The 25,955-nt window shown below is 62.4% G+C and carries 24 protein-coding genes; 9 read left to right on the forward strand and 15 right to left on the reverse strand.

The annotated features are described in order from the left end of the window. The first annotated feature begins 367 nt into the window (after nt 1-367). Nucleotides 368-928: a TATA-box-binding protein gene (locus ACWUI7_RS09910; protein ID WP_435162250.1), complete on the forward strand. Its 561-nt coding sequence runs from the start codon at nt 368-370 to the stop codon at nt 926-928. A gap of 22 nt (nt 929-950) precedes the next feature. Here the strand turns inward: ACWUI7_RS09910 and ACWUI7_RS09915 are convergent, their stop codons facing one another. Together ACWUI7_RS09915 and ACWUI7_RS09920 are read right to left on the reverse strand one after the other, a co-directional pair. Continuing rightward, nucleotides 951-2,156 carry a Cdc6/Cdc18 family protein gene (locus ACWUI7_RS09915; protein WP_496642064.1) on the reverse strand — a complete coding sequence of 402 codons (1,206 nt, stop codon included), beginning with the start codon at nt 2,154-2,156 and terminating at the stop codon, nt 951-953. 1,384 nt (nt 2,157-3,540) lie between these two features. Continuing rightward, nucleotides 3,541-5,793: an NADP-dependent malic enzyme gene (locus tag ACWUI7_RS09920; protein WP_496642065.1), complete on the reverse strand. Its 2,253-nt coding sequence runs from the start codon at nt 5,791-5,793 to the stop codon at nt 3,541-3,543. A gap of 324 nt (nt 5,794-6,117) precedes the next feature. On the opposite strand from ACWUI7_RS09920, the gene ACWUI7_RS09925 reads away from it, so the two are divergent. Next, complete coding sequence (locus tag ACWUI7_RS09925) at nt 6,118-6,939, forward strand: DUF7117 family protein (RefSeq protein ID WP_496642066.1); 822 nt, start codon at nt 6,118-6,120, stop codon at nt 6,937-6,939. Between the two features lie 99 nt (nt 6,940-7,038). Beyond that, a complete protein-coding gene (locus ACWUI7_RS09930) occupies nt 7,039-7,266 on the forward strand; it encodes a DUF7385 family protein (RefSeq protein WP_496642067.1) in 228 nt (75 codons plus the stop codon). Between the two features lie 105 nt (nt 7,267-7,371). Here ACWUI7_RS09930 and ACWUI7_RS09935 read toward each other — a convergent pair whose 3' ends face one another. Further along, a complete protein-coding gene (locus tag ACWUI7_RS09935; RefSeq protein ID WP_496642068.1) occupies nt 7,372-8,436 on the reverse strand; it encodes a mechanosensitive ion channel family protein in 1,065 nt (354 codons plus the stop codon). Nucleotides 8,437-8,680: 244 nt separating this feature from the next. Here ACWUI7_RS09935 and trmB point away from each other — a divergent pair, with 244 nt between their 5' ends. From trmB to ACWUI7_RS09955, 4 genes are all read left to right on the forward strand, one after another. Beyond that, nucleotides 8,681-9,733 (forward strand): HTH-type sugar sensing transcriptional regulator TrmB, encoded by a 1,053-nt coding sequence (trmB, locus tag ACWUI7_RS09940; protein WP_496642069.1) that lies wholly within the window; start codon nt 8,681-8,683, stop codon nt 9,731-9,733. 98 nt (nt 9,734-9,831) lie between these two features. Beyond that, entirely contained in the window at nt 9,832-11,169 is a 1,338-nt protein-coding gene (aroA, locus tag ACWUI7_RS09945) for a 3-phosphoshikimate 1-carboxyvinyltransferase (protein WP_496642070.1), read from the forward strand. A gap of 45 nt (nt 11,170-11,214) precedes the next feature. Then, nucleotides 11,215-11,433, forward strand: a complete 219-nt coding sequence (locus tag ACWUI7_RS09950) for a hypothetical protein (protein ID WP_496642071.1) — start codon at nt 11,215-11,217, stop codon at nt 11,431-11,433. 141 nt (nt 11,434-11,574) lie between these two features. After that, nucleotides 11,575-12,108: an Rrf2 family transcriptional regulator gene (locus ACWUI7_RS09955; RefSeq protein ID WP_496642072.1), complete on the forward strand. Its 534-nt coding sequence runs from the start codon at nt 11,575-11,577 to the stop codon at nt 12,106-12,108. Between the two features lie 285 nt (nt 12,109-12,393). Here ACWUI7_RS09955 and ACWUI7_RS09960 read toward each other — a convergent pair whose 3' ends face one another. The 7 genes from ACWUI7_RS09960 to ACWUI7_RS09990 all read right to left on the reverse strand — a co-directional run bounded on the left by ACWUI7_RS09960 (nt 12,394) and on the right by ACWUI7_RS09990 (nt 17,863). Further along, on the reverse strand, nt 12,394-13,575 hold the full coding sequence (locus ACWUI7_RS09960) for an NAD(P)/FAD-dependent oxidoreductase (RefSeq protein ID WP_496642073.1): 1,182 nt from the start codon (nt 13,573-13,575) through the stop codon (nt 12,394-12,396). A gap of 180 nt (nt 13,576-13,755) precedes the next feature. Then, the gene (locus ACWUI7_RS09965) at nt 13,756-14,574 is read right to left on the reverse strand and encodes a nucleoside phosphorylase (protein WP_496642074.1); all 819 of its coding nucleotides are present in this window, start codon (nt 14,572-14,574) and stop codon (nt 13,756-13,758) included. Beyond that, a complete protein-coding gene (gene cdd / locus ACWUI7_RS09970) occupies nt 14,571-14,978 on the reverse strand; it encodes a cytidine deaminase (protein WP_496642075.1) in 408 nt (135 codons plus the stop codon). Before cdd ends, ACWUI7_RS09965 begins: the two co-directional genes overlap by 4 nt. 89 nt (nt 14,979-15,067) lie before the next feature. Then, nucleotides 15,068-15,661: a GNAT family N-acetyltransferase gene (locus ACWUI7_RS09975; protein ID WP_496642076.1), complete on the reverse strand. Its 594-nt coding sequence runs from the start codon at nt 15,659-15,661 to the stop codon at nt 15,068-15,070. 117 nt (nt 15,662-15,778) lie between these two features. Beyond that, nucleotides 15,779-16,075, reverse strand: a complete 297-nt coding sequence (locus ACWUI7_RS09980) for a hypothetical protein (protein WP_496642077.1) — start codon at nt 16,073-16,075, stop codon at nt 15,779-15,781. Then, complete coding sequence (locus ACWUI7_RS09985; protein ID WP_496642078.1) at nt 16,076-16,819, reverse strand: MBL fold metallo-hydrolase; 744 nt, start codon at nt 16,817-16,819, stop codon at nt 16,076-16,078. Nucleotides 16,820-16,882: 63 nt separating this feature from the next. Next, nucleotides 16,883-17,863, reverse strand: a complete 981-nt coding sequence (locus ACWUI7_RS09990) for a hypothetical protein (protein WP_496642079.1) — start codon at nt 17,861-17,863, stop codon at nt 16,883-16,885. 82 nt (nt 17,864-17,945) lie between these two features. On the opposite strand from ACWUI7_RS09990, the gene ACWUI7_RS09995 reads away from it, so the two are divergent. After that, a complete protein-coding gene (locus ACWUI7_RS09995) occupies nt 17,946-19,487 on the forward strand; it encodes a glutamate-cysteine ligase family protein (protein ID WP_496642080.1) in 1,542 nt (513 codons plus the stop codon). Between the two features lie 23 nt (nt 19,488-19,510). Here the strand turns inward: ACWUI7_RS09995 and ACWUI7_RS10000 are convergent, their stop codons facing one another. Continuing rightward, a complete protein-coding gene (locus ACWUI7_RS10000; protein ID WP_496642081.1) occupies nt 19,511-20,698 on the reverse strand; it encodes a 5-(carboxyamino)imidazole ribonucleotide synthase in 1,188 nt (395 codons plus the stop codon). A gap of 168 nt (nt 20,699-20,866) precedes the next feature. On the opposite strand from ACWUI7_RS10000, the gene ACWUI7_RS10005 reads away from it, so the two are divergent. Then, a complete protein-coding gene (locus ACWUI7_RS10005; RefSeq protein WP_496642082.1) occupies nt 20,867-21,640 on the forward strand; it encodes an SDR family NAD(P)-dependent oxidoreductase in 774 nt (257 codons plus the stop codon). Here ACWUI7_RS10005 and ACWUI7_RS10010 read toward each other — a convergent pair. The 4 genes from ACWUI7_RS10010 to aglJ form a co-directional block, all read right to left on the reverse strand. Further along, a complete protein-coding gene (locus ACWUI7_RS10010) occupies nt 21,637-22,398 on the reverse strand; it encodes a profilin-fold protein (RefSeq protein WP_496642083.1) in 762 nt (253 codons plus the stop codon). The two genes, ACWUI7_RS10005 and ACWUI7_RS10010, sit on opposite strands and share 4 nt — an antisense overlap. Nucleotides 22,399-22,466: 68 nt before the next feature. Next, nucleotides 22,467-23,636: an FtsZ/tubulin family protein gene (locus ACWUI7_RS10015; protein ID WP_496642084.1), complete on the reverse strand. Its 1,170-nt coding sequence runs from the start codon at nt 23,634-23,636 to the stop codon at nt 22,467-22,469. A 53-nt stretch (nt 23,637-23,689) separates the two neighbouring features. Beyond that, the gene (locus ACWUI7_RS10020) at nt 23,690-24,799 is read right to left on the reverse strand and encodes an AI-2E family transporter (RefSeq protein ID WP_496642085.1); all 1,110 of its coding nucleotides are present in this window, start codon (nt 24,797-24,799) and stop codon (nt 23,690-23,692) included. A gap of 56 nt (nt 24,800-24,855) precedes the next feature. Beyond that, a complete protein-coding gene (gene aglJ / locus ACWUI7_RS10025; protein ID WP_496642086.1) occupies nt 24,856-25,926 on the reverse strand; it encodes an S-layer glycoprotein N-glycosyltransferase AglJ in 1,071 nt (356 codons plus the stop codon). Nucleotides 25,927-25,955: the final 29 nt, after the last annotated feature.

The raw sequence follows: 25,955 nt of genomic DNA on the forward strand, positions 1-25,955 counted from the left end.
CCGTTTCCACGACATTGAAGAACGATTCTACCGAAGGATCATCCTGCAGGGTCGCTGAACTCATTCCACCTCAGCGTTCACCCTGCTCTTTGGTATGTGAACTGTTCTATGACACCCTGATTGGCCGGTAAAAAGTGAGTCATAGGCTCAACAAGCGAAGTACTCGGCCAGACAGAGGGAGTAAGAGGTAGGCATAATCGTCATGTGTGCGCTCGCGGCGGTACAGCAAAGTTTGACTCGTGACGTCTCAAGCGGCGGGCTCAACGCACGGTAGTTGAGCGGCGTGGTCAGGCACAACTGTAGTTCGATTGACCCCGTTTATACCACGGGCGTTTATAAGGTAGGGGGACACATATAAAAGCGAACGATGACGAACCCCGCAGACTCTATCGAGATTCAGAACGTGGTTGCATCGACGGGAATCGGACAGGAGTTGGATTTGGAAGCACTGGCAGAGGATCTTCCCGGTGCTGATTTCAACCCCGACAACTTTCCTGGCCTAGTCTACCGAACCCAAGAGCCGAAGGCGGCGGCACTCATCTTCCGGTCGGGAAAAATCGTCTGTACGGGCGCAAAGAGCATTGACGACGTCCACGAGGCGCTGGGGATCATCTTCGAGAAGCTTCGCGGCCTCCAGATCCCAGTCGAAGACGATCCGGAAATAACGGTCCAGAACATTGTCTCGAGTGCAGACCTTGGTCACAACCTCAACCTCAACGCACTCGCGATAGGGCTCGGCTTAGAGGACGTCGAGTACGAACCCGAGCAGTTCCCAGGACTGGTCTACCGAATGGACGAGCCAGAGGTCGTGATTCTCTTGTTCGGGAGTGGGAAGATCGTCATCACCGGCGGGAAGCGAACCGATGACGCCGAAGGTGCCGTAGAGGAGATTGTCGAACGGATAGAGGGGCTTGGACTCCTCGGGTGAGGCCCAGTACCAACCGTAGAGACTACGTGATCGCTGCGTCTTCGACGAGTACCTCTTTGACCACTGTCGGATCTTCGAGTAGCTGATGGTTCGTGTAGCTTCCTTCTGCACTGCCTCCGCTGTGTTTCGACTGTTCGATGATGTCGAGAAACGCGTGTTCTTTGAGTAGGTCTCTGACGCGTCGTAACGAGAGCGTGTCAGATCCCTCTTGTCGACAAATGTTTTCGTACACCTCGTACACGCGACTGGTACGGAATCCATCTTGGCGGTCAGCAGAGAGCGAAAGCAACGCGAGCGCTTGAAGAACGTATCGCGAATGTGGCGTCGACCCTCGAATGAGCTCACGGAACCGGTCGGTTTCAGCGCGCTCGCGTGCTTGGGTGACAAAGGCCTCGCGCACGGTTGGTTCGCCGTTTGCCTGTGCGATCTCTCCTGCGTATCGCAGAATGTCTATCGCCTTCCGGGCGTCACCGTGTTCACGCGCGGCGACGGCGGCCGCACGAGGGATTGTCGACGCGGCGAGCACGTCTTGGTGAAACGCGTCTGACCGGGCTTGCATGATCGCCCTGAGCTGGTCCGCATCATACGGGGGAAAAACAAACTCACGCTCACAAAGACTGGATTTTACTCGCTCATCCATTCGGTCTTTGTACTGAATCTTGTTGCTGATACCGACGACACCGAGCTTACATTCGGTGATCTTCCCGGCTTCGCCGGCGCGAGACAGCTGCATCAAGATCGCATCATCATCGAGCTTGTCGATCTCATCAAGGATTATCAGTACGACGTCGTACTGCTTGTCAAGGATACGCCAGAGTCGTTTGTAGTACGTCGACGTGGAAAGCCCCTTGTCTGGGATGTTGATACCGGTCGCGTCGGGATCGTTAACACCTGAGGCGATGGTCTGGACCGCCTGCGTCTCCGTGGTATCCTGCGCACAGTCGACGTAAGCGAAGGTGGCGGTGACACCCTCTTCACCGGCCGTGGAGACAAGTCGTCGAGAGACGTACTTCGCACAGAGTGATTTGCCGGTGCCAGTTTTTCCATACAGGAGGACGTTGCTCGGGCTCTGGCCGAAGATAGCCGGGTTCACCGCGGTCGCGAGTTCGGAGATCTCGTCATCACGCCCGACGATGCGGCCTTCACCCGGTAGGTGACTGATCTCGAGGAGTTCCTTGTTGGCAAATATGGGGTCCTCTCTAGTGAAGAGGTCGTCCGCAGTGTTCATGTCTGAGACACCGGGTTTCCGGTGAAATGCGTTCTGTTTTGTCGGAGGGGTGGTCCAGCTGGTGGCTGCCAAGGGAAGCAGATACAGTAGGTGAGTTGTCTGTGGGTCATCGGTCGGGTACCACGGTGTCGATAGACGGTGCTAGACACACACACCGGGTTTCCGGTGAAATGGGTGAGACGGTGGAGTGGAGTGAGGAAGTGATGTGGAGTGAGGAAGTGATGTGGAGTGAGGAAGTGATGTGGAGTGAGGAAGTGAATATCCATACACCCCGAGAAAGGTGGTGTGGTGGCGCGCGCCTCGCGAGCTCGTCGGAGGCGGGCTTGCGAGCGCGTGCGAGGGATGAGCGAGTCGCCGCCGGCGACTCGCGAATCGGTTGGGGAGGGCGTGGCCCAAGTGGTGTCCGGTGTCGCGCGGTCGTGGTAGTTGCACCACATACGCCAGCGTATTCGTGCTGAATCAACTGTAGAGAGTGTGGCCGAAAGTGGTACCCATGCGTTGCAGAGTCACATTCACTTCGCTTGCACTGACGCGTGAGCGCAGGCTGGTGATATACTGCACATAAGCACAAAAATTCGACTACGCGTGCGCAACAGAGAGTGATCATGAGCCCGTATCACTGGAGATGAGGTGTCACCGGAAACGAGGTGTCACTGAAAAAAATCGATGCCACTGGTCGAATCCGCCATCAATCGGTTCTTCAGCACTGTTCTAACATGCACATAGCCACGCTATCAGTGCAATCCTAGAAAAACCTCAAAAGCCGCTCACAGCGTTCCTGCATCCATATATTGACACTAGTCACAAGCCTAGCACTAGTCACATGTACTGGTGCTGATTACAGACGGTTTAGGTGTGTTTCCGGTGAAACACTAAAATCTGCAACAGCAAGAAATCCATCTAAGCAATTAGTTTAGTGGTTTATACTCAGTATAACTATATAATACGGTTGGTATCAGTATGTCCGTCAAAGAGATACAGACTCCACTTACCCACCACCAGCCCACCTCCAGCCCACCTCCACAACACCGTTTCACCGGAAACACGGTGTGTGTCTCTCTCAATTCAACTGCCCTACAGAACGACCCACCACGTTTGACCACACACTGGTCGAGGACCCGACTAAATAATAGTCAAGAGCAACAAAAACTAAATCGAAACCAGTGTGAACTAGTCGTGAGGACGAGTCCCCTGACTCGGTAAGTTGGGATGGAGCCCGACACTCGGTTTAGTATCCCTTCCAGTATCCTAGCCAGCCGATAGCCGCTCAATCACTTCCTCCATGATCATACCTCTCGTTCCCATATAGTACCCAGGATTCCGGTATCTATCGGCTCAAAATATGGCTCCTGAATCTCGGGACGCCGCTCAAACAATCGCTCACTTACTCCTGTGCATCAACGACGGCAACGCTGGCAAGATTGACGATATCTTTCACCTCGTCGCCGCGCTGAAGCACGTGAACAGGCTCGTCCATACCGACGAGCATCGGGCCGATGGCCTCAGCACCACCGAGCCGCTGAAGCAGCTTGTACCCAATGTTGCCCGCCTCGAGGTTGGGGAACACCAGCACGTTTGCGGCCTCGTCAAGCTCGGAGAACTCGTAGGTCCCCTCAAGAATCTCATCAACAACCGCCGTATCAGCCTGCATCTCTCCATCAACGGGGAAGTCAACCTCGCCGTCCTCGTGAAGTAGATCGACGGCCTTGCGTGGCTTTCGTGTGCCCGCATTGTCGACGCTCCCGAAGTTCGAGTACGAGAGCACGGCCGCCCGTGGTTCAACATTGAACCGGCGGGCGAGCTCGGCCGTGTGACGCGTTATCTCTGCAAGTGTCTCGCTGTCCGGGTCCTGATTCACTGTCGTGTCTGCACAGAACACGACGCGGTTCTTGAACGTCAAGAGATACACACCGGCAACGGTGTCGGTGTCGGCTGCCGACCCGATCACCCGAAGCGGCGGGCGAAGTGCCGATGGATAGTGATGAGTGAGTCCGGTCAACATTGCGTCTGCATCGCCAGTCTTCACCATCACGCTCCCGAGGTAATTCGTATCTCGGCGAACGAGTTCAGTTGCCTCACGCTGAGTGATTCCCTTCCGCTTTCGTAGCTCGTAGAGTCTATCACCGTATGCGGAAACATCGCGCTCGGCAGGGTCAACGATCTCCGGCTGAAACGAGAGACCGAGCTCGGCAGCCGTCCGAGCGATCTCATCGCTGCCACCAAGCAACACGGGCTCGGCTATTCCCTGTTCGGTGAGCTGATAGGCAGCTCGGATCATCTTCTCGTCTGTCCCCTCGGCAAGGGCGATCCGCTTCGGGTCGTTCTTCGCCTTATTCAACACGACCCGCATCATCTCGCGCGACTTTCCGAGACGCGCCTCAAGCCGCTCGCGATAGCGCTCAACGTTGACGGCTGTGCGAGCAGATCCAGAGTCCATCGCCGCCTGCGCGACGGCCGGCGCAACTTCGAACAACACCCGCGGATCCAGCGGCTTCGGGATGACGTACTCCGGACCGAACTGTAGCGGATCGTCTCCGTACGCTTTGACGACCGCGTCGGGCACGTCTTTTCGCGCCAGCTGTGCTAGCGCCCTCGCGGCGGCCCGCTTCATTTCTTCGTTGATCTCCGTGGCGCGAACGTCGAGTGCACCCCGGAACAAGAACGGGAAGCCGAGCACGTTGTTCACCATGTTGGGGTAATCAGACCGTCCGGTAGCCATAATCACCGTGTCGTCGCGTGCGGCCTTCGAATCCTCGTACGTGATCTCCGGGTCTGGATTCGCCATCGCGAACAGGATCGGGTCGTCCGCCATCGAGCGAACCATTTCTTGAGAGACAATCCCACCGACAGAGAGGCCGACGAAGACGTCGGCTCCGTCGAGTGCGTCAGCGAGGCCGCCGTCGTCGGCCGTACTTGCGAACTCTTGTTTGTACTCGTTGACGTCACCAGCGACCGCGCGGGATTCCGTGATGATGCCCGATGAGTCACACATCGTGATATTCTCGCGTTTCGCACCGAGCGACACGTAAAATCGGGCGGTGGCGATCGCCGAGGCACCCGCACCCGAAAAGACGATTTGGAGGTCTTCGAATTCTTTGTCAACAATATCCGCCGCGTTGATGAGTGCAGCACCGGAGATGATCGCCGTGCCGTGTTGGTCGTCGTGGAACACCGGCACGTCCATTTCTTCACGGAGTCGTGTCTCGATTTCGAAACACTCGGGCGCTTTGATGTCTTCAAGGTTCACTCCACCGAATGTCGGCTCCATGGCCGACACCGCGTCACAAAACGGCTCAACATCGTCAATATCGAGTTCCACGTCGAAGACGTCAATATCGGCAAATCGCTTGAATAACACCCCTTTTCCCTCCATCACCGGCTTGGAGGCGGCCGCACCAATGTCGCCGAGCCCGAGCACAGCGGAGCCGTTCGAGACAACTGCAACCAGGTTCCCCTTCGCTGTGTACTCGAAGACTCGGTCGGGATTCGCAGCGATATCTAGACACGGCGCTGCGACCCCCGGCGAGTACGCCAGCGAGAGATCTCGCTGTGTGTTCGTCGGCTTCGTCGTCGAAATCTCGATCTTCCCCGGCGGGTCCTCGCGGTGATACTCCCGCGCATCGTCGTCCAATCCCATGGTTACCCCAATTAGCGAACAGAGTAAAAAGCTATCCGTAGGCGTCGAACCGTCTGTTCGACGATCGTCCCCCTGCGACAGGTCTTCGTTTCTGCTAAAATACCATACGTCCGCTAACATCACCGAACGCTTGAAATCCGACTCGCCACCCTACCTGAACACCGACTCACCACTCAACTCGAATACTGACTCACTGCTCAACTCGAATACTGACTCACTGCTCAACTCGAATACTGACTCACTGCTCAACTGGATAGTCGACACACAACCCGGCCCAGCACCCGAGCCGCAGCGTTTTACACCGTGAGCGGCCTTTGGTGACCAATGAGGATACGGGGCGAACGCGAGTGTCGCGAATGCGGGCGTCGCTGGTCGTACTTCGAGACCGGAAGCATCGAGTGCCCGACGTGCGGTAGTCTCCACAGCGTCGGGACTGGTGACCGAGAGGCGCACACCGACGCGCCCGTCACACTTGATCTGCACGAGCATCGGGACCGTTTCGGTGAGGCGACAACTGCGTTACCGAGTGAGGGGGTTACCGAGCTCAAACGCGACCTGCGAGCGTACGTTCATAAGCGAGGATTTGTTCACGCTGGTGAACTCACCGAACTTGACGCACCGTATCTCGCCGCGCGCGAACTCCTCGAAGCGGTCGACGTCTACGATCGACTCCGTCACCCCACCGACAGTGAACATACATACCTCCTCGCCTTACTCGCCGGAACCGACAGCGGCGATCGGCCCCACGCAGCCGAGGTACCGTCATCGATGCAGTCTGCACGAGGGATGGCGACCGCACTCGCCGTGGAGACGTACCGAGAAGAGCTCACCACGTATCTGATGGAGTCGACAGCCAGCACGGACGCGCCCAGCGACTCTCCTCACGGGCGTACCGAGTCCGACACCGCACTGGCATCTCGCCCCCACAAAAGCGAGGGTCCCCAGCGCACACAACTTGATCGGCTCCGTGAGCGACTCCGCGACCGAACCAAGCAGATAATCGCACTACAGGGAGATGTTGCCCCTGCCACCGCCGACGAACTCGTGCGTGCGACCCGAGCCATCCACACGGCCATCACGACCGACAATCAAGATGCACTCGACCGAGCAGAGACACACCTCGGCAACGCTACACCCTCGGCGTGAGCGGTCCGTCACCGGTGCTTTCCCGCACACGACGGCTTCGTCTCTCAGCACTGATACGCGAACACGGAGATTGATATAGACCGATCGCTGCACGAGCGTATGATGGCCTTCGACATCCACGAGCATCGACACACGCTGAAACTCCTCCGTGACACGGGAACAACGAGTCTCTGGCGCTCCCGTGGGGCGGCTCGGTGTCCAGCCTGTGGTGAACCGTTTGCCCGACTGTTCGTCACCCAAGCCGAGACGACGACCATCCCAGAAAACGATGGCTCTGCCTTCTGTCTCCTTCGTGAGGAGTCGGCGATCAAATTGTTCTGTCACTGACTGCAAACGCTTGGAACGGGAGGCGAGACCACCGGCCGACAGCAAACTGGCAAACTGGCATCTATCTCTTGACATCTTTATCAGCGATTCACGATCGGTTGCCGATCACTCTTCGGTGTCAACAGCCCTGTCGACATCAGAGTTGACATTGGAGTCGATTGCGCCCGAATCAACCCTCGGCGTCTCACTCGTGTCCGAGTCGGTAGTGGGTAGTGTAGTCGCCTCCGTGTCAGTCCCATCGTCTGTTGTTCTCTCGTCCGACGCTTCTGTGTCGGATCCACTCGCGTCAACGCGGGCGACACCAGACGTCTCGTCGAAAACGAGGTGCCGGTGTGGATACGCCATCTCGACGTCAGCATTGGCGAGTCGGTCGCGGATGTTCGTGTTCACCTCCGACTGGACCTTAGCGAGCTTGTACGGCTTTTTGACCCAGTAACGAAGGCAAAGCAAAATGCCATCGTCTCCAAACTCGTGGAGTCGACAGTCGGGTCCTGCAACGTACCGAGCAACACCGATCCGGATGTCCGGTCCACCGTCGATGACGGCCTCACAATCTCGTGCAGCACGCTCGATGAGTCGGCGCGCAGCGGTCACATCGCTCTCGTAGGTGACGAGGACGTCGATCCGTCGACGGGTGCGCTCGTCTTCGGCAGAGTAGTTTATAACGTCGCGCTCCCGAATGTTGCCGTTCGGCACGACGAGGAACGTATTATCGAGGGTGAATATTTTGGTGTATCGAATCGTGATGTCGTCGACGAACCCCTTCGTACCGTCATCAAGCGCAACCATGTCGCCGATTTCGAACGGCTGGTCGGCGAGGATGAACAACCCATTGATGAAGTTGCCCACGAGCGGTGCGAGGATGATCCCGATGATGGCCGAGAGAACCGCCGTCCCGATCAGGAGGTCGGTAAATCGGAACCCCACCAGCCAAAGTCCGGTGAGAAACGCAGCCGTGACCGTTCCAAGACGGACGCCGCGCACGATCGTCTGTGCCACACTCTGGCGGGAGAACTGTCTCGCCACGGGTCGCCCAATGAGCCGGACCACGACCCGAGACAGGGCTGCTCCGACCACGATCGAGAGCGCGACGACAAGGAGTCGCACGCCAGGGATCGACCCGAGCGCCTCAACCCAGCCGACGAGTGACGGCACCGCCGATCGAACCATACGACTACGGCAACGGCCACGCGAAAAAGCGTTTCTTCCGAGCCACAGCTGACGGTCTTGTTGATCGTCGTCCGCCAGGCCGCCGTCCCACCAGCTGCTGTCCTAGCGGTCGTCGCTCCACCGGCTGCTGTCCTAGCGGTCGTTGTCTCCCCGCTTAACACGAATCAAATACACCCAAGTGTACAATTGCGTGCAACTTCACTCATAGTAAAAAGCTATACCAAATGCGCTCGTTAGATCACGTATGCCAGACGACCTCCGGACGACGCTCGATCGTGTCGGAGACCGGTTCAACCTCGGCGAGTACGAGATCGACGCGTACCTCGCAGTGTTAGAACACGGCGAGTTGACCGCAAGTGACATCGCCGATCGAACGAACATTCCACAGCCGCGGGTGTACGACACAGTTCGGAGCCTCTCTGATCGCGGGCTCGTCGAACTCCGAGAATCTCGCCCGATGAAGGTCGTCGCGGTGGACCCGGACGACGCGTTCGACGGCCTTCGGTCCTCATTCACTGAGATGGTTGACGAACTCGCCGCGCGGTACACCGCGCCGACCCGGGAAACCGAGGCCGTTTCGCTGGTCAAATCTCGGTCGACGATCCTTCGTTACCTCGAAGACGTCATCACCGGCGCCGAGTACGAGCTTGCCGTCTCGCTAACGCCCGACCTTCTCCGTCGATTTCACGAAGCGCTCGCACAGCAGGTGGCCGCCGGCGTCAGCGTTGAGCTCCTCGTCACTCCTGCCTCTCAGGCACCGGATCCCAACGAGTTCGACTACCTCACGGTAGCGACGGTCGCGCGTGCGCGACGAGGGATTACTTCACCCGTCCTCGCTGTGGGCGATGGGGAGTACTCCGTGTACGCAACCCAAGATGCGTTGCGTGACGACCGCGAGCGGTACGGCGTGATATTCAACCGATCTGCGCTGGGCTTTCTCGTTTCTGGCTTCTTTGGAACCGTCCTGTGGACGACCGCCGAGACACTCGCGACCGATGACGGGACACGACCGTTCCCGCGACGATACGCATCCATCCGCCGAGCGGTCAAAGACGTTCGAACGTTCGGTGACGAGACGTTCTATGCGACGGTCGCCGGACGCAACATCGAAACGGGCGAAACAATCACCGTTAGCGGACAGGTACTCGACGTCGAGTTTGAATCCTCCGAAGAGGTCGCAGCGCTTGTCGTCGAAACCGAGGACGGACCCGTTGAAATCGGCGGTCGTGTTGCTGCACTTGAGGATGTCGAAGGACAAGAAATCGTCATCGGTCGGGACGAACCGCCGACGTTGTGACGTCTCTCACAGCTATGATCGTTGACCTGCCTCTCAGGAGAGTGACTTTGCGCAACCGCCTCCGGTAGCAACTTATTCTCGGGGTGAGCAGACTGTGTATGGACGTACGCGTTTCCCCGTCGATGGTAGCCGGTACGGCTCGTGCACCGCCGTCGAAGAGCTACACCCACCGCGCCCTATTGGCGGCCGGGTACAGCGATCGAGCCACCGTCGGTTCGCCACTCGTCTCGGCAGACACACGCGCGACGGCCCGGGCGGTAACTGCCTTCGGCGGGACGGTCAGTCCCTCTCTCGACGCGATCGATACGGGCCACGAATCGGTCGATGTCGTCGGGTTTGACGGGCGCCCGGCCGTCCCAGACGACGTCATCGACTGTGCCAACTCAGGAACGACGATGCGTCTCGTGACCGGAGCAGCTGCGCTCGCTGACGGCGATACGGTGCTCACCGGTGATGCCTCACTACGCTCTCGGCCGCAGGGCCCACTCCTCGATGCGCTCTCTACACTGGGTGTGCGCGCAAAATCAACGCGCTCGAACGGTCAGGCACCGCTTGTCGTCGGTGGGACGCTCACTGGCGGGGAGGTCTCGCTCCCGGGCGACGTATCCTCGCAGTACGTCACCGCGCTGTTGATGGCCGGTGCCGTTACCGACGATGGCGTCGAGATCTCGTTAACGACGGAGCTCAAGTCGGCACCGTACGTCGATATCACCCTTGAGCTGCTCGAGGCGTTCGGCGTGACAGCGACTCCGGTCGGAAGCGAGACGGCGGCGGGCGCGGGCGGATTCTCCGTGCCCGGCGGACAGTCGTACCGACCGACGGGCGGCCGGTACGACGTCCCTGGCGATTTTTCGTCGATCTCGTATTTGATTGCTGCGGGTGCGGTCGCCGCAGATCCCGATAGTGCCGTGCGAATCGAAGGGGCCCGCCCCAGTGCACAGGGTGACGTCGCCATCATCGACATCGCGGCGCGGATGGGCGCGCACATCGACTGGGATCGCGATGAGGGCGTGATCACGATTAAACGATCACCACTGGAGGGTGTCGAGGTCGACGTCGGCGACACGCCGGACCTGCTCCCAACGATCGCCGCACTTGGTGCGGTCGCCGACGGTGAAACGCGGATCGTCAACTGCGAGCACGTCCGGTACAAAGAGACGGACCGCGTATCGGCAATGGCCGAAGAGTTGACGCGGCTCGGTGCAGAGACGACAGAGGAGACGGACACCCTCACGATTCACGGCTCCGAAAGCACCCTCCAGGGGGCCACGGTTGACGGACGCGGCGACCACCGAATCGTCATGTCGTTGGCGGTCGCCGGACTGGCTGCGACGGAGTCAACGACGATCCGAGGCGGTGAGCACGTGGACGTCTCGTTCCCGCATTTTTTCGAGACGATCGAGGCGTTGGGTGCAACCGCCGAAGCCAACGTCTAGGAGTCGCATCGGGGGAGCTTTTTCGATCCCGTTCGAACTGTTCGTGTGTCCAGCGACGATGGCCCAACTATCGACCCAGATGATATCGGGCCAGCAGGGGCGGCCATCGCGGTCGCGTTCACTGGAGCGCTACTCGCAGCAGTGGGTGTTGGCCTCTCGCTCGCCATTGGCCGCGCGGGGTTCGTGCTCGCTGTGATGGGCATCGTTGTTGCCCTCGCGAGTCCGGCGGCATACTGGTACGTCGCACGCGAGTACGGCCGGTGAGACTTCCCGAAGCGGAACCACAGCTACTGCCGCAAGGCAGACAAGAGGTCATACGCAGCAGACTCCTCGTGGTCGTGTCTGACAACCATATTATAAGATATGTCCATCGCATTTATTGCAGGCCGCCATGTAATTCCGACAATGTCATCCATCGAGCTCACGTCCAGTCAGAAAAGCATCCTCTCGGCGCTCATCAACCTCTACGGCGAAGAAGAAGACGCCGTCAAAGGCGAGGCGATAGCCGAGGAGGTCGATCGAAACCCCGGTACGATTCGCAACCAGATGCAGAGCCTGAAGGCGCTTCAGTTAGTAGAGGGCGTCCCCGGGCCGAAGGGAGGATATAAGCCGACATCAAACGCGTACGAAGCACTCGACATCCAGCGCATGGATGAGCCCGCCCGAGTCCCGATTCAACACGAAACTGAAGAAGTAGAAGGTGTCAACGTCGACGGTATCGACCTCTCGAGTGTGCACCACCCCGAGCTGTGCCGCGCTGAGATCCACGTCCAGGGCTCCGTCCGCGACTTTCACGAAGGCGACTCGGTGACCGTCGGCCCGACGCCGCTCTCGAAGCTTCTCATCGAGGGCACCGTCGATGGCAAAGACGACACCGCAAACGTGTTGATCCTCCGGATCGACGATATGCACGCGCCGGCCGGCGAGCCTTCTCACTGAAGCCACTCGCGTGAACGCACCCGGTCGAATACACTCGACCGCATCCACCCGGCCGACTTGGATTATTTCTGACCAACCGGCGGCAGTCGGTCGACTATACGCACATCACGTCGGACCACCGATTGTGTCCGCTAAGGTGGTCTGTGCTCTCGGAGCCGATGCAATCGGGTGAGACGCGGCTGTCAGACTGTATCGACTCGAGACACAGAATCGGTGAGTAGCAGTTGAACCGCTCCCATTGAGCCCGTGGGTCTGGTGGCCACTCGAATAATCGCCAGTCGGCCGCTACATATCACCGAAGGCCCCGATGGCCCGGCCCGTTGAGGAGACCTTCGCGATCCAGCGTGAGGCGATGGCCTTCTTCAGCAGCTTTGCGGGCGTTCCCCCGAAAGTGTCGATTGGCATCCCCACGACGTCGTGTGCGACCGCTTTCTCGCCCACGGAGATGACGGTTCCTTTGTCCTCGTGCGTCCACGTTCGAAGTGGCGCCCCGCGAGCTGCACGCGCGAGGTTCTCGCCGGCGACCTCTGCGGCCTGCCAGGCGGCCTGCGCCGTCGGCGGCGCGACGTTGTCGTCACCCTGATCGATGAGCGCGGTGTCGCCGATGGCGAAGACGTGGTCATCACTCGTGGTGAAGTCGGCGCCAGCAAACACGCGGTTCGAGCGCTCGTCTTTATCGAGCGAGACGCCTTCGAGCTCCTCTTGGCCCGTGACGCCGCCGGTCCAGACGAGCACGTCGTACGGGAGCTCCGTCGGCTCTTCGTCGTCACCGCCGCCGAGGTAGACAGCGTCCTCATCAGCCTTCGAAATGAAGTCACCAGTCCGAATCTCGACATCGGCTGCTTCGAGTCGTTGTCTGAGTGCACCTTGGATCGCCGAGTCGTTCCCGGGGAAGATCTCGTCGAGTCCCTCCACAAGCACGATATCGATCGGTGCGCGGTGGATGTCGCGATACTCGGCGACCTCGCCTGCGGTCTGGATTCCGGATAGCCCGGCACCTCCAACGACGACCGTAGCGGGATCGCTTCGGGTGGCCTCGGCGGCCGCGTCACGGACGTCCTCGTGGATGGCCTGGGCGTCGGCGAGACTCTTGAGCTGGCGGGCATGCGTTTGGAGCCCGTCGATCCCGAAGAAGGCCGTCGTTGAGCCGACCGCGAGAAGGAGGTAGTCGTATGGAACCGTCTCACCATCTGCGGTCTCGACAGCGCGTTCGTCGGTATCGACATTCACGACCCGCCCCTCAACGAACGTCGACCGGTCGGACATGATTTCATCGACTGGGACTGTGAGCTTCGATTCGACTGCAGGGTTGCGTATCACGCGGTGGACCTCGTGTAAGACGAGGTGGTAGTCGTGTTCGGAGACCCAGGTAAGTTCGGCTTCGCCTGCACCAACCTCGTCTTCGAACGCTTTTACAGCCCCGGCACCGGCGTACCCGGAGCCGACGACAACGACCTGTGTAGTCATACTGTGTCGTCCGCAGTGCGCGGGTAAAGACGCTTTGAAAGGCGCTCACAGGATTGACGGGTTCAGCGCCGTCCTCAACGCGGACTCACCGGTGCCGACACCGATATCGAGACCGATCTGACACCGGTACCGACACCGATCTGACACTGGTACCGACCCGTCGTCATGAGCGACAGACGCTCAAATCGACAGCCCCGCGTGCCAGCGGGCCGCCCCGGCCTCGCGTTTGATCTCGTCCATTCGGGCGAGCAGTTTCACGGCGAGACTTGCGGTTTCGGCCGCATGTGACTCACCCTCAGTCCGGAACTCGCCAGTGATCCGATTAGCGTAGACAGAACAGACCGCGCCCGCTCTGAGGCCGTACACGCTCGCGATCGTCAAGATCGCCGACGCCTCCATCTCGATGTTCTTCACATTCGCGTCCTGCAGTGCGTTGACCAACTCGTCCGATCCGGCTGCTTCGAATCCGTCGAATCCAGGACGTCCCTGACCGGCGTAAAATGAGTCGGCGCTCATCGTGATACCGGTGTGGTAGTCGTACCCCAGCCGTTCGGCGGCGGCGACGAGCGCCGAGACGACTTCACCGTCGGCCGTGGCAGGATAATCCGCCCGCACGTACTCCTCACTCGTCCCTTCCTGTCTGACCGCACCGGTCGTGATGACGAGGTCGCCAACGGCCATCTCCGGCTGGATCGCACCACAGGACCCGACCCGGATAAACGTGTCAACCCCAACCCGAGCGAGTTCCTCAACGGCGATGGCAGCCGACGGCGACCCGATACCCGTCGACGTCACCGAAATTGGGACGTCGTCGTAGTGTCCGGTCGCGGTGCGATACTCCCGGTGGTGTGCGACCGACTCGTGATCGTCCCACAACGCAGTGATGGTATCGACGCGCCCGGGGTTGCCAGGTAACAACACCGCATCGGTGACGTCGTCTGGGCCGACCTCAAGGTGGTACTGAACCTCGTCGTTCGGGTCTTCGCTGTCACCGGTCATCGGTCGTCAGCCGCCTCTGTGAGCGTCGACCCCGATATCGACGTCGGTAGCAGGTCGCCGAGTGTGTACGCCGTGACCGCGCCGTCGCCTTCGTCACAGACGACGGCCAGGTCGTCGGCGGCGAACTCCGCGAGCGTCTGTCGACACATTCCACACGGAGTGACGCCGTCGCGAACACCGGAGCTGACCGCGATCCGATCAAAGCCACGGTGCCCGTCCGCCACCGCCTGCGCTATTGCAACCTCCTCAGCGTGGAGGGTGTTAGAGTAGTTGGCGTTCTCGATATTACAGCCGGTGTAGACGGTTCCGTCTGCGGTCCGGAGTGCGGCACCGACGCGATACTCGGAGTACGGGACGTACGCGTCCGCGAGGGCGTCACGAGCGGCCTCGACCAGCGAATCCATATTCGTGTATCGTCGGGGCGAAAAATAAGTGGTGAGGTCGGGTGTCGACGTGGTGAGGCCAGTCACCGATACCGATATCAGCCCAGTCTTCACCGACCCGTATCGTACTTGTACGTCGCCGTCTCCGGGTCAATCCCGAAGTCTTCAGCCGACTCCTCGGATTCGGCCTCTCCAGAGGCGTCGCTACCGGGTTCGGCATTTCTGAACACATCCCGAAGCCGCCTCGGCATCTCGAACGCGTCGGTCGCAAGCTGGAGTGGGACGATGTCTCCATCAAGAGTCTCGCGTTTTACCGCCTGTCGGTCCTCAATAGCGGCCGGAAGAGGGGTTCCCGGAGCGACCCGTTCGAAGCCGAACTGCTCGAGGTACTCGGGTTGGTCGGTGAGCACGTAGACGGTGTCGAACCCCTCGGCTGCAGCCGTGTCGACGAGTCGTTCGACCACGTGTGCGCCGACGCCGCGCCCGCGCCACTCGGACACCACGCCGATGCCGGTGAGCTCGATTGTCTCTTCACCGTCGGCTTTGTGCACGAGCAGTCGTCCGAAGCCGGCCCGCTCGCCGGAGTCTTCGTTCACCGCGATCACATAGTCCCGTGATCGGAAGGCGACGTCGTCGAGTCCGACGCGATCGATGGCGTCCAGCAACCACGCCTCGTCACGGTTTTTGGCGTCGCGGACGTACATAACTGGCACTACGCGACCCAGGATAAAAACGATTCGCCGGTGTGATGGGGTATCCACGCGGGAGTCTGCCGGCGTGGTGCCGTCTGTCGAACGACAGAACGCTGCGTGCGTGTTCGTTCACTGTTCGGCGTCTGGTGCGGCAGGCACGGCGGTATCGAGACCCGCATCGAGATCGACGGTGGCGTCGTAGTCAAGCCTGTCTCTCGCCCGCGAAATATCGGCGCGGCTGTGTCGAATATCTCCGTCACGGGGTGCGGTGTGTACGATCTCGGAGTCGCTACCGACGCTCTCCCGGATTCGTTCGGCGAGGTTCCGTATCGTCACCGCCTCACCGGTACCGACGTTGTATGCGCGGCCAACGTGCTCGGTTCGTGCGGCCAGTCGGTTCGCTTGAACCACGTCGTCGGTGCTCACTCAGGTCGACGGCTCGTCGAGCGCAACCGGGATCGAGCGACTCGCTACGTCCGCTGCGAACGCCTCACCGTCAGCACTTAGGCGGTTGTCTGTATCCTGCCCGCCCGTCTCGTAGTGGATTGGAACTACGAGCCCCGGACCCATACGGTTGGCGAGCACCGCGGCGGCGTGGCGGTCGGCCACAACTCCGCCGCCGCCAATATTCGCGAGAAAGACATCGACCTCAAGTTCGGCATACGCGTCGAGCGCGTCACCGTCGCCCGGCCAGAACACTGTGTGGTCGTCGATCGAGAGCAGAAAGCCACAGCCCGACCCTGGCGGGTGTGGAACGGCCCCGTCAGCGTCCGCACACGGCCCCTCCGGGTCGTTGTGGGCGGCCACCGTCCAGACGGTGACCATTCTGTCGGACGCCTCGACGCCGACCTGTGCCGTGTCGTCCACGCGGACCACATCGTAGTCGGCCGCAAGCGACTCGAGTCCCTCGACTTGCCGGTCGACGCCGGACGGATCGACCGCTTCTGCGAGTAGAATTGTCGCGTCGGTGGCCGCAACCGACCGGATACCCGCTGGGTCGTAGTGATGGCCGTGGGTGACAACCACGACATCCCCATCGCGGGCCCAGTAGTCGTCGAGCACGCCGTACCGTCCCGGATCGGTGTACACGACCGGTCCGTCGGTGGTCGTAACCCGTGCGGTCGCGTACCCGAGCCACTCGATCGAGACCGTGCCGTACTGAACCGTCATACGAATGCCTTCCTGTCGGCGTGGCCTTCAGGTTACGCATCGGCTTCGGCAGCGTGACCGGGCTCAGTGCCCCTCGCTAACGACGAGGAGGTCCCACGCCGCTTCGACATCGACTCGAACGTCCAAGACGTGTTCGGGAACGAGTGGCATCGGAACGGGGACGAACCCCGCCTCGCGCATCGGACCGAAGCCACTCACCGACTCAACGACTCGCCCGTCGGAACCGCGTCTGACGCGGAATCGCTTGTCCGTCGGGTCGCGTCGATAAAAGTACGGAAACGCGCCTGCGGGCGGGGTTCGCAGGCTCTCGACGCCGGCGAGCACGACGACGACTCGCCCGCGAATTTCACACACGAGCCGCGCCACGACGGGTCGGCTGTCTGCGTCGACCGCGGCCGAGTCGACCCCTGAGACGGCTGGAACCGGCCCGATCGGCGTGTCAGTCTCACGCCAGCGGACCGGTGGGTCGCCGGTGGACCGCGACACTCCGGGAGTGTTCGGAGATCGCCCACCGACGGCTGGCGGTGCCGGTGGCAACGCCGGTGTCGAATCGCGCCGCTCGTCCGCATCCCCGACGGCGTCGGTACCCGACGCCTGTGCCTGCACATCCTCACGGTCATTGCCCGGCAGGTCGTCGACGCGGAAGCACGCGTATCCGCCGGTCGCGTTCGAGATCCCACTCGTGTCGACCGGGATTCTGTCGGGCCCTGCGTGGAAGGTCCGACGGCCGTCCGTGACGGCTGCGAGAAGCGGCGGGTCAGTGAGGACGTCCCGCACGAGGGCCGCGACTGTGTCGTCGGCAACGACGAACAACGCCCGCCGGTCACGATCGATCGCGTGACCAAGCCGGGAGACGATCGTCGTCGGGGTTGCATCCGCCGCGGTCAGTGGCTCGACACCGAGCGTAACCTCGGCTCGCTCGGCGAGTGCCAGCGGCTCTGCGCGGGTGTCCGGCCGCACCACGTCGAACCCACGGCTCGCGAGGTGGCCGGCTGCGGACTCTGCCAGCCGTCGTCGGGCCGCGTCGCCGAGTGGATCGGGCATGTGCCACCGTAGGCGGTCGAACGGGAAGCGCGTTTCGCGTCGGTCGGGGAGTTTTTGACAGCGGGGACCGACGACCCAGTTCATGAGCATCGAGTCGTCCCTCGCCGACGGCGTCGAAGCGGCACTGGACGTCGATCCCGACGAGTTCACAGCACGCGCCGAAGCGGAGGCGGCGACGGTTAAAGACGCGCTCCACGACGGCGTCTTCGACAATCACCAGTCGATTGTTGGCTTCGAGTACGAGTTCTACGCGGTCGCCGACGGCCGCTGGAGCGGGGAGTCACGCGCCGGCGACTACGCACTAATGCGGGTTCCCCGGCGACTGCTGGAGCTGATGGGATTCGAAAAGGAGCTGGGGCTCCACAACGCCGAGATGTGCACCAGTCCACAGCCGCTCTCCGATCACGGGCTCCGCGCGCAGCTCGCCGAGGTCCGTGCCCGACTCGAGGCGGCCGAGAATTGTGCCGGCGTCGAGGGGATGCGGCTGGTCTCTGACGGCGTCTGGACGATCCCGCCCGCCGGCGAGTCTGCGGCCGAGTACCTCACCGACAGCGCGGACGTCGACGGAGTGACTGTCGCTGCGAACATGAGCGACGCGGTTCGCTACCACGCCATGGCGAACGCGGGCCACGACGACCCGATCGTCCTCGAGGCCCCGGGCGTCACTCTCGCGGCCGACACGGTGATGCCCGAGAGTCTGATCACGTCCATCCAGCCCCACTACCAGGTCGCACAGGCCGACACGCTCCCAGTTCACTTTCGCTACGCGCTCCGGATCGCTGGCCCGTTGTTGGCGCTCGGGGTGAACTCGCCTTTCGTACCGCCGTCTTTGTACAACGAGGACTGGGACGGCGAGCGCGTGCTCGCCGAGGGCGCGGCTGAAAACAGAATCCACATCTTCGAGTCCGTGCTCAACGGACAGACAGACGCGAGCAAGGTTCGCTTTCCGAGAGACGTCTACGAGGTCGAGACAGCCGTCGATCGTATCGCCCGCGACGAGACGCTGATCCCGATGCCCAAATCGGACGGCTCGAATCGGTTCGACGACGCGTTCGCCACCTTTCGAACGAAACACGGCAGCTACTGGCGCTGGGTTAGGCCGGTGTTCGAAGGGGCGACACGCTCGAGTGCGAACGCGCGCATCGAATTCCGCCCCGTGCCCGCCCAGCCGACAGTTCGCGACGCCATCGCGTTCCAGGCCGCCTTCGCCGGCCTGATGAGTGCACTCCCACGCCGTGAGCACCCCGTAATCAATCTTGAGTGGGAGACCGCCCGGGATAACTTCTACGCGGCGGTCGCCGACGGGGTCGACGCCGAGATGACGTGGATCGACTGTGACGGGACACACACAACCGACACTGACGTCCTGTACGAGGATCTGCTCGACCACGCGGCTGCCGGTCTTGAGGCCGCCGGATGCACCGCCACAGAGGCGTCGTCCTGGCTCGCACCGCTACGACACCGCGTGGATACCCGGACCACCCCCGCCGGATGGAAGCGGGCGCGGGTTCGCTCGGCACTCGAAGGCGGCGACTCGTTCGCGACGGCTGTTCACGACGCACAGCGTGCGTACGTGAGACACCAAGCAGAGACGCTGATTGACGGCGGATTCGCCGACTGGTAAGAATCAACCAGAGTCCGTCGAAGCTACGCTGATTTGAACGTGAGGCCGTCCCTGAGCGCCTGTGCCCGCGAGAGGGCGCGTTCGCTGGCATCATCGGCGGGTACCGTTGATGCGTCCTCGGTAACGGTCACGTGTCCCATCTTTCGCAGTGGCCTGACAGTTGCCTTACCGTACCAGTGGAGGGCTGCTGACGGCTCCTCGAGGACGTCGTCGACGCCGCGAAGTGCCGTGTCGCCATCGAGCGGCTGTGACGCCGTGACGTCGCCGAGCACGTTGGCGATGACCGCCGGTTCAACGAGGTCGGTCGGGCCGAGCGGCCAGCCAAGTACGGCCCGGACGTGGTTCTCGAACTGTGAGGTCGCCGCCCCCTCGATCGTCCAGTGGCCCGAGTTGTGCGGGCGCGGGGCGATCTCGTTGACCAGCATCTCCCCCTCGCGGGTCTCGAACAGCTCGATCCCGTACACGCCACGGCCGTCGAGAAACGCGAGTACGTCCTCGGCGACCGACTGGGCCCGCTGTAGCCGCTCGTCGGTCGTTCGCGCCGGGGTCACGCTTTCGCGAAGGATCTCGTCGCGGTGAATCGTCTCGGTCGCGGGGTACGTGCGCGTCTCCCCGTTTGCGCCTTTCAGTCCCATCACGGCAATCTCGCGCTCGAAGTCGACGAGGCGCTCTGCCATCGCGTCGCCACCGACTGCCTCAAGCGCTGCGGCTGCCTCCGAGGGATCTTCGACCGGAACGTTTCCACGGCCGTCGTACCCGCCTCGTCGTGCCTTTAGCATGACGCCGTCGAACGCCTCGACGACGTGTTTCAGCCCGTCTGCGGTCGCGACAGCGGCGAACTCGGGGACCGGAATGCCCGCGTCGGCCAGCGCTTCGGTCTGGACGAGTTTGTCCTGTATCGTCTCCAGCGTCTCTGGCGTCGGGTGAACCGGCACGTAGTGGGCGTCACCCGCAGCAGCGAGCGCCGTAGGGTCGGCGAGTTCTATCTCGTATGTGAGTGCGTCGACGCGGCTCGCGATGTCTTCGATGGCGTCTTGATCGTCAAATTCGGCGACAACTTGACCACGTGCGACTGTCGAAGCCGGACACGACGGCGTCGGATCGAGGACGACCACGTCGACACCGAGTGGCGCTGCCGCCTCCGCGAGCATCCGTCCGAGCTGGCCGCCGCCGACGACGCCGAGAGTCGGGCCGGGCAGAGTGATCGACATCTATCGCCCGCTACACCACATCGACGCATAAGGATTGCTGACTAGTCGGATCGATATCCACAGCTGTGGATCGCCGTGGCTGAATATCACGTGGCAGCACGTCGATGACGACGCGTAGCGGCTGGCCCGATGGCAACCCTTAGGCGTCAGACGCGTCGAACACCCGCCATGGGAACGATCGAGGCTGACTTTTCGGGAGAGACGGTCGTCGTCACGGGCGCGGCGAGCGGAATCGGTCGCGCCGTCGCGCACGCTTTCGGTGACGCGGGCGCGACCGTGATCGTCGCCGACGTTCGAGAGACGCCCAAAGACCTCGACGAAGCGACTCCGACACACGAGGTCGTCGAGGACCACGGCGGGACCGCCACCTACGTCGAGACGGACGTCACCGATCCGACGCAAATCGAGTCGGTTATCGAGGCGGCTCGGACGTTCGGCGGCGTCGACGTGATGGTGAACAACGCGGGCGTCCACCGAAGCCGGTCGTTTCTCGAGGTCACGCCCGACGACCTCGCGGCCGTCCAAGCGGTCAACCTCCGCGGAACGTTCTTCGGCACGCAACTCGCGGCCCGCGACATGATCGACCGTGGTGTCGAGGGCGCGATCATCAACACGTCATCGACGACCGCAGAACGGCCTGAGCCGAATCACGCTCACTACGCGGCGACGAAGGGCGGTGTACAGATGCTCACTCGGAGTGCGGCGCTCGAACTCGACACACACAGAATCCGCGTCAATGCGGTCGCACCCGGACCGATCGCGACCGAGATTCGCGAGGGGTGGTCAGCCGAAGCGAGAGCCGACATCGCCGATGCCGAGGGGCTCCCGTCGCGAGCCGGTCGACCCGACGACCTGTCAGGTGCGTACTTGTACCTCGCCTCGGCGCAGGCGGACTACGTCACCGGCGAAACAGTGTGGGTAGATGGCGGGGCGAGTTGTTAGTCGTCGGTGCCGTCGGTGACCGCGATCGTCTCGAGGTCGCTCTCGAGATCTGCGACGAAGTCGTTGTACGCAGCGACGAACCCATCGAAGCTGGCGGCGTACTCGCGCACATCGGGTGCGCCGGGGGCCTCGTACTGAGAGAGGAGATACACGCCGTTTGAGCCGCCGATTCGGAGGTACGAGACTGCCCCCTCGTCCCACTTGAGCTCCCAGCGGTCGCCGTCGACGCGCGCGGTGAACGTCCCGTAGTCGTCGCCTTCGAACCGATATATCTCGCCGGCGATGATGGCGCACGTCTCGCGTATCGCACCAAGGACACGGTCGCGCTCGGCGACGAGGTCGTCGGTGGGAGCCGGGTCCGGGAACGCCGTCGACACGTCGTCGAGCACGCCAGACAGCGAGTCAACGTGGTCGTTCCACGCCGCCACCATCGCGGGATACGCCGCGAGCGCGGTCGCAAGCCCCGCCGGCTCCGGTGGGTGCTTCGTCGATACGACGTAGGTGTCCGAGCCGCTCCGGGGTGAAAACAACAAGAAGTCCAGCTCGCCGGCCTCGTGTTTGACCGTCCACTCACCGTCGTCGGTCGCGAGTTCAACCCGACCGTAGTCACTCCCCTGCAGCCGTGCGAGCTGGTGGGCTATTGCTCCGGCGTGTGACTGGACGGCCGAAACCAGCTCGTCGCGGCGCGCGGCGACGGTTTCGACGTCGGCGATATCGGCGCCGATAGTGGCCGGTTGGTCGTCGTCGGCTGCGGGCATACACAAGAACGAGTTGGTGAGAAATTAAGCCTCGCGGTCAGCAAGCACTGCGAGCCGCACCTGCCGGATCACGGAAGCGACTCGTGGATCTCCCGAATTCGGTCCGGCCCGTCGATACCAGACCGCACCACGAGCGCAAACACCTCGTCGCTGCCGGGAACCGGAGCGTCACCGCTCAGTATCGCGCCGGAGCCGGTCTCGTTGACGAGCCACCGACGGCCCTCGGCTATCGCTTCGCGGTTGAGCCAGGCGGGCGGCCCGCCGACGACCAACAACGTGCGGTCGGCGCGACCGTCCGCAACGGCGATCGTGTTCTTCCCGCGGGTCGCTTTCCGGATCACCGTCTCGATGACGGAGATGGCCGCGCTCGTGTCTACGGCCGGCGGTTCATCGGAGCCAAACAGTCCGAGTCCGAACCGAGAGGACGTAGACTCGGGCGTGTCGACCGCCTGCGTCGCGTAGCCGAGCGCGGCGACCTCACCCGCCTCGCCGACCGCCCGGGCAACGTCGCTCGCGTCAAGCACCTGTTGTGGGGTGACGGCGTCACCATCGGTCTCTCCCGCGCCGAACAACGCCGCCACGTGGTCGGCGACAACCTCGTTGATGCGCTCGCGCGCTGCGGCTAGCGTCTCGCCGCGCCGAAGCCAGGCGTCGGTATCGAACGGGAACACCGCGGCCGTTCGGTCGGAAAGCGCCGAGAGCGTCCGCGCCGCGTTCTTCTCGCTCAAGGGACGCGTCGGCTCGGCTGTGGCCGCCGACGGGTCCGTCTCGCCCGTCCGTTGGGTCGGGTCCTGCGTCGACCGGGCGACGGTGCCTTGGCGATCCGGTGCCGTCGGGAGGAGCCCGATCGCGTACACTGGGGTGTCGTAGAGCCGCCGGAGTTCGGCCGCGAGCGCTGGCGCTGCCCCACCACCGGCACCGCCACCGAGGCCGATGATGAGGACGAACGCCTCGGCGAGTGAGGGGCGCTGGTCGTCCATCGCGCGGCACAGTTCGTCGGCGTGGGCGTCGCCGATCTCCCGACCGGCGTGGAGGTCTCCGGTCAGCCCCTCACCCCCGGCAGTGTCACCGAATCGGTGACGACGGGCTTCGCCGACCGCCGAGAGCGACGCGAGAGCCGCGCGATCGGTGTCGAACGCAGAGACGCCGTGGAGGAACCGCTCGTGGTCACGGTCGGCAGCGAGCCGGTCGACGATCCGACCGCCCGCCCCGCCGAGACCGATGACGTGCGCGCGCATACGTACCCGAATGGTCAGCGAGCACGGATATATGCTCTTCGTCGCCGCGTCGACTACAGGAACTCTTCGAGTCGTCGCTGGGCTGCAGAAACAGACCGAGACTGATCGTCGGGGTCAACCCCGAGCAGTTGTGGGAGTGCTGTGTCACCGAAGGTCAAGACGAGGACGAGCACGATCGGCGCGAGAAAGAGGCCGTGGAACCCGAACACGACGGGGCCGAAGACGTACGCCAGCATCAACAAGCCGACGTGGGTCGTCTCGCCGCTAAAGTAGGGCCGTAACACCACGTCGGGGACGGTGTCGACGACGACGACCGCCACAGCGAGTAAGACGGCAATGTACGCCAACAGCCCGGTATCCGAGCCGAGCAGTGCCGGCACGGCGGTCACACCGGCGAGCGGAAGGTAGACAATCTTCATTCCGACGACCGGAATCAGACTCGCAATCCCGGTGAGCGCCCCTGAGAGCGTCGGGTACGGCACAGAGACGGCCGGAGGTGCAACGACGTTGTACGCGGTGTAGGTCACGATGGCGATGATCGAGATGGCGATGACGTTGAGCAGGTTTCCGTACAACACCGCTTCAAGCTCTGCGTCGGCCGCTTCAAGATACTCACGGACGATCGCGTCGTCGTCGAACCGGAGCAGCCACGCGTGAAGCGTCGGGCCGTCGAGAAGCAGATAGTAGGTGACGACGACGGTGATCAACACATTCAGGAGGAAGCCAGACGCGGTGTTCGTCAACAACGCGGCGTTGTCGACGATGAGCCCGACGAGGGGGTCAAATTGGCCAGACTGATACGCGTCGATCGCCCCACGAACGGAGAGATCAGAGAGCTGTCGGAGTCGTCCGACCCACCGCTCCTGTCCACCGACCGACTCGGCTATCGGGTACTGTTGGATAAACCGGCGCGCCTCGACGAGCAGCAGCACAACCGTAGAGCTCAAAAGCAAGAGGAGGGGGACGGCGATGACAGAGAGTGCGGTCGCCGCTCTAAGCCGAGCCGGAAGCCGGAACCGAGCGAGCGCGTGGTAGAATCGTCGTGTGGAGTAATACAGGAACACAGCAACGGTCAGCGCGGCGACGAAGCGATAGGCGATGTAGCCGGCGATGAGTGCGACTACGAGGCCGAAGAGGGCGACGACGAGGCGTTTTTCGTCCATACGGTGTCCGTCTTTCCGGCCACGTACAAACTACTGACGGTCCAAGCGGTGAGCATTCACCGCTCTAGTGGCCCTGAGACGGATGTATCTGGGGTGCCGTCGGTCGCACTGGGAGTCCCGCCATCGTGTTCGTCGGTCTCGGCAGCCCCGGGGGCGGATGTGTCCCGGCGCGGTCCTCGGCCCCCGTGAGTCGAGTTCGACACGTCTCCCCCGGCCGCCGCGCGGGTCCGCTGGTCTTCGGCCTCGCGGTGTAACGAGAGAATCATGTCGGCGAGGACGCCGAAGACGAGCAGCTGGATCCCCAAGATGATCGCACCGGTGGCGGCGACGGCGACGATCTCGTGACCCACGTCGAATCGGATCCACCGGTAGAGCACGAAGCCCGCCATGATCGCACCGAGGATCGTTAAGCCCGCACCGACACTACCGAAGTAGAACAGCGGATTGTTCGTCTTCGCTTTGCGGTAGAGTTCGAGGAAGATCACTCCGCCGTCACGGACCGGATGGAGGTTCGTCGAGGAGCCGCCGGGCCGCGGTCGGTAGGTGACGGGAACCACGGCCACCGGAACCCGTTGTTTGACGCACTCGACGGCAAGTTCGGTCTCGATGCCGAACCCGTCGGCCGAGAGCGGGAGCCGACGGAACGACTCGCGGGTGAACGCGCGATAGCCCGAGAGGATGTCACCGTACGCGTCACCGTGGATGACCCGGAACGCGCCGTTGATGATCCGGTTACCGACGCGGTTTAGCCGGGTCATCGCCCCTGGCCGCATGTCGGCGAACCGGTCGCCGATAACGTGTTCGGCCTCGCCCGCGCGGAGCGGTTCGATCATCGCGTCGGCGTCAGCCGGATCGTACGTCGCGTCGGCGTCGGCCATCAACACGTACGGGGCTCTGATCTGCTCGTGAACGGCCTCCCGGACGGCCTGGCCCTTTCCGGTTCCCGACTGCACGACAACCCGTGCACCGGCTGCCCGTGCCGTGTCGCGAGTTCCGTCCGTCGAGTCACCGTCGACGACGAGCACGTTCTCGAATCCCGCGTCGCGGAACGCGGTGACGACGCTCCCGACCGTTTCGGCCTCTTGGAAGGCCGGCAACAGCACACAGACGTCGTCGGTGCCGCTCATACACCGGGCCAACTCGGCCGAGTCGCTAA

Source organism: Halorubrum orientale (genome assembly GCF_059623105.1).